The sequence below is a fragment of the Nakamurella sp. genome, from assembly GCF_048594475.1.
Taxonomy (GTDB): Bacteria; Actinomycetota; Actinomycetes; order Mycobacteriales; family Nakamurellaceae; genus Nakamurella.
Genome location: NZ_JBMDXT010000548.1, coordinates 1 through 3,818 on the forward strand (window position 1 = coordinate 1; position 3,818 = coordinate 3,818).

Annotated in this window: 2 protein-coding genes and 2 pseudogenes; 1 reads left to right on the forward strand and 3 read right to left on the reverse strand. The window is 73.3% G+C overall.

All coding sequences use genetic code 11. The features are described from left to right. From ACOJUF_RS24665 to ACOJUF_RS24675, 3 genes and pseudogenes are all read right to left on the reverse strand, one after another. A pseudogene (locus tag ACOJUF_RS24665) lies at window positions 1-284 on the reverse strand (hypothetical protein); the annotation flags it as partial. Then, window positions 259-1,186 (reverse strand): annotated as a pseudogene (locus tag ACOJUF_RS24670) (family 2A encapsulin nanocompartment shell protein). The pseudogenes ACOJUF_RS24670 and ACOJUF_RS24665, both read right to left, overlap by 26 nt. 116 nt (window positions 1,187-1,302) lie before the next feature. Then, a complete protein-coding gene (locus ACOJUF_RS24675; protein ID WP_420124450.1) occupies window positions 1,303-2,868 on the reverse strand; it encodes a DUF2079 domain-containing protein in 1,566 nt (521 codons plus the stop codon). Window positions 2,869-3,080: 212 nt separating this feature from the next. Here ACOJUF_RS24675 and ACOJUF_RS24680 point away from each other — a divergent pair, with 212 nt between their 5' ends. Then, window positions 3,081-3,710 (forward strand): GNAT family N-acetyltransferase, encoded by a 630-nt coding sequence (locus ACOJUF_RS24680; protein ID WP_420124451.1) that lies wholly within the window; start codon window positions 3,081-3,083, stop codon window positions 3,708-3,710. Window positions 3,711-3,818 lie beyond the last annotated feature (108 nt).

A 3,818-nucleotide genomic window follows, 5' to 3' on the forward strand; every position in this document is an offset into this window, starting at 1 on the left:
CCGTCCCCGGGGACGGCGGGGACGTCGCGGGAGCGGGCCGGGACGTCGACCCGCGGGGCGTGCTCGACGCCACCCGATGTCCGCGAGGTGGCCGCGGCCGGCTCGACCGCGGTCGGCGCGGTTCCGGGCAGCGCGGCGAAGAACTCCCCGGCCAACCGGTTCAGGGTCGCCTCGTCCGGCAGCCAGGCCGGCCGGTCCGGCCCCGGCGGAACGGCGTCGAGGCCGCCGGCCGAGCCCGGCGCCGCGGGGTCGGGGACCTCAGCGGTAGGTCGGGTTGTAGTCATGGAACCGATCGACGGCCACGTCGTCGAGCACCGCCAGCGCGTCGTCGGTCAGCACGGCGAGCGAGCAGTACAGCGACACCAGGTACGAGGCGATCGCGCTGCGATCGATGCCCATGAACCGCACCGACAGGCCCGGACCCTGCTCGCCGGCCAGCCCCGGCTGGTAGAGACCCACCACGCCCTGCCGCGCCGCGCCCGTGCGGAGCAGCACGAACTTGGTCCGGCCGTTCTCCAGCGGCACCTTGTCGCTGGGCACGATCGGCAGCCCGCGCCACGTCAGGAACTGGGAGCCGAACAGGCTGACGGTGGGCGGCGGGACCCCCCCGGCGGGTGCATTCGCGGCCGAACGCGGCGACCCCCTCCGGGTGGGTCAGGAAGAAGGCGGGCTCCTTCCACACCTTGGCGATCAGGCTGTCCAGGTCGTCCGGGGTCGGCGGGCCGCTGATCGTGGGGATCCGCTGGCTCGGCGCGCACTGCGAGATCAGTCCGTACTGCGAGCTGTTGATCAGCTCGCCCTCCTGATGCTCTTTGATCGCCTCGATGGTCAGCCGCAGCTGCTCCTTGATCTGGTCGTGCGGGCTCGAGTACAGGTCCGAGACCCGGGTGTGCACGTCCAGGATGGTCGAGACCGAGTTGAGGATGTACTCCCGCGGGTTCTCCTCGTAGTCAACGAACGTCGTCGGGAGCGGCGACTCGTCGTAGTTGGAGCAGACGATGTCCACGTCCTCGGGATGCTTGACCTTGTTCACCCGGTAGATGCCCGCCTCGACCGGCACCCAGGCCAGCAGGTGCACGAGCCACCGCGGGGTGATCGTGGACATCTGCGGGACGGTCTTGGTGACATCCGCGAGATTCCGGGCAGCGGCATCGCCCAGTGCCTGGGATGGGGGGGCAGTCGTCATCCGCGCAACTCCTCCGTGTGTGCTCCACGCAAGCCCACCGGCCGTCCGGGACGGTCGGACTCCTGGACCCTAGCCGCCGGTGTCCATTCCCGATACGTGGGGTTCGAAACGACCTTTCAGCCCCGGTGCAGCAACACCAGCGTCCCGTCCTGCGCGACCTGCGCGTACCCGTTCGCGAGCAACGCCGCCCGCCGGTCCTGCAGCCAGGAGGTGTCTGCCCCCGCCGGTCCGGAATCCATCCGGAGCAGCACCCAGTCCGCGTCCAGCGGCAGCTCCGTGCCGTCGGTCCACTCGCGATTGGCCAGCAGCACCGGGTTGCGGTCGGCCAGGTTGCCCAGCACCCCGGCGTCGGCGATGACCCGTTCGCCCGGCGGGATCTGCTCGATCACCCGGTGCGCCGCCACACAGAAGTCGCAGCGCTCGCGGGACGCGGCCAGGGTCGCCGGCAGTTCCGAGGTGTGCACCTGGTAATCGATCACCACGGCGAGCAGCAGCGCCGCGGCCAGGCCCTGCGGGCCCGACCAGAAGGCGCGGATGCGGTCCGGGCCCAACCCGAGGCGCTGCCGGCGCTGGGCGATGGCCACGACCAGGGCCAGGAAGCAGACGACCATGAGCGGGCCGTCGTAGTAGTACTTCATCTGCAGGTAGACGTCCCGCTGGGACGCGAACCGGGCGACCAGGGTCGGCAGGGCGACCAGGATCAGGGGGGACCGCAGACCCCAGGCGGCGGTGGCGGCGAGCGCCGCGAGCAGCGTCACCCCGTTCCAGCTGACCAGGTTGTCCAGCACGGTCAGGCCCAGGCCGAACGGTCCGCCCGCGGTGGGGTCGCCGCCGAGCACGAAGTAGGTGTAGGTCCCGGTGTAGCTGAACCACGGGATGACGACCAGCGTCAGCAGCCCGAAGGCCAGCACCGAACCGGCGATCAGGCCGAGGCCGATCGCCCAGCGCCGGGCGGTCAGCAGGACCAGCCCGATCCCCGCGACGTACAGCGGGGTGTCCTCCTTGACCAGCACCAGGGCCGCGCACCAGAACAGCAGCCACCCGGTCCGATCGTCCAGCAGGGCCTCCAGCGCCAGCGCGAGGAAGGCAACCGCGAAGCAGGCCTCGTGGAAGTCGAAGTCCAGCACCTTGAGCACGCCCCAGGACAGGGCGAAGGCGACCCCGATGTAGTAGCCCAGCCCGCCGAGCCGGCGCACCGCGACCCGGGTGACGACGTGCACGCCGACCGCCAGCATCAGGGCCTGGGCGATCAGCAGCGTGATGACACTGGGCCAGATCCGGTAGAACGGCGCCAGCGTCATCATGATCGGGGTGAAGTGGTCGCCCAGGCTGTTGAACGGTTCCTGCGACTTGATCAGGACGTCCGGGGCGCGGCCCTGCGCGTAGTTGGCGATCGCCTGCTGGAAGATCGTGATGTCCAGCGTGGTCTTGAACTGCAGGTGCCGCAGCACCGACTCGTAGGCGTAGAGGGCGAAGGCGGCAACGCTGACGGTCCAGACGGCCGCGCGGCGACGCGGATCCCAGGCGTGGTCCGGGACCGGACCGAACGGTGCGCCGGTGCGGCCGTCCGGGCCGCCCATCCGGAACGGCGCGGGTCGCGAGCCCCGGCGGGCGCCCCGTCCCGCCGCCGTGGAGCCGGCCGCCGGCGGTGCCGGGGCGGGGTCGACGCCGGAGTCGGGCACGGCGCTCCTCTCCGGTCGGCGGATGTGGTCGACGCCGATCCCGGCGAATTGGACGAGTGTGCCGGATCGACCGATGCGATCGCATCCATCTGGGTCACTCGGGGTGAGATCGGCGTGGGTGCGCGGACGGGTGTGCACCGCCGACCGGGCGATAGGTTCGGCCGGGGCGGCTCGGCGGTGCGCCGCCGGATCACGAGCGGAGGGGGCACCGGGTGGACCCCGACCAGGCGCCCTCACCGGCAGCCGAGCCGCCAGCGGGCTCGGACCCCGCGATCCCGACGAGGTCGGCCTCGCCGACCCTGGCCCCGCCGTCGCTCGGACCGCCACCCCTGGCCGCGGCGTCCCTGGCTCCGGCGTCCCTGGCTCCGACGTCCCTGAGCGTGGTCGACCTGAACGCCGGCGACACGGGGACGGTGCGCGCCGTCATCGCCGGGCTGTCGGCGGAGTCGCGGTACCGGCGGTTCCAGTCCAGCCGGCCGACCCCGCCGTCGACCGTGCTGCGCCAGCTGGCCGCCGCGCCGTCCGCCGACCGGTGCACCCACGTCGCCCTGCTCGACGGCGCCCCGGTCGGCCTCGTCCACTGGTACCGGCTGCCCGGGAGCCGTGACGCCGAGGTCGCCTGCGAGGTGGTCGACGCCGCCCAGCATCGCGGGATCGGCAAGGCGCTGCTCCGGCAGGCCGCGCTGTCGGCGGCAGAACGGGGCATCGAGGCGTTCGTCGCGCACCTCTGGGTCGGGGACACGCGGCTCTTCCGCCGCGCCCGAGCCGCCGGGGCCGTCCCCGACCGGTCGGAGCCGGGCCGCGTCCGGCTGCCCGTCGAGGCGGCCGCGGCGGTCCGCTGACCGCTCCACGCGGCCGCGTCAGTCCGCCGGCCGGCCCGGGTACCGAGCGGGTGGCGGCCGGCCCGCGGGGCGCCGAGCGCCCGGGGCCGGCGGCCCGACCGGGCGCGG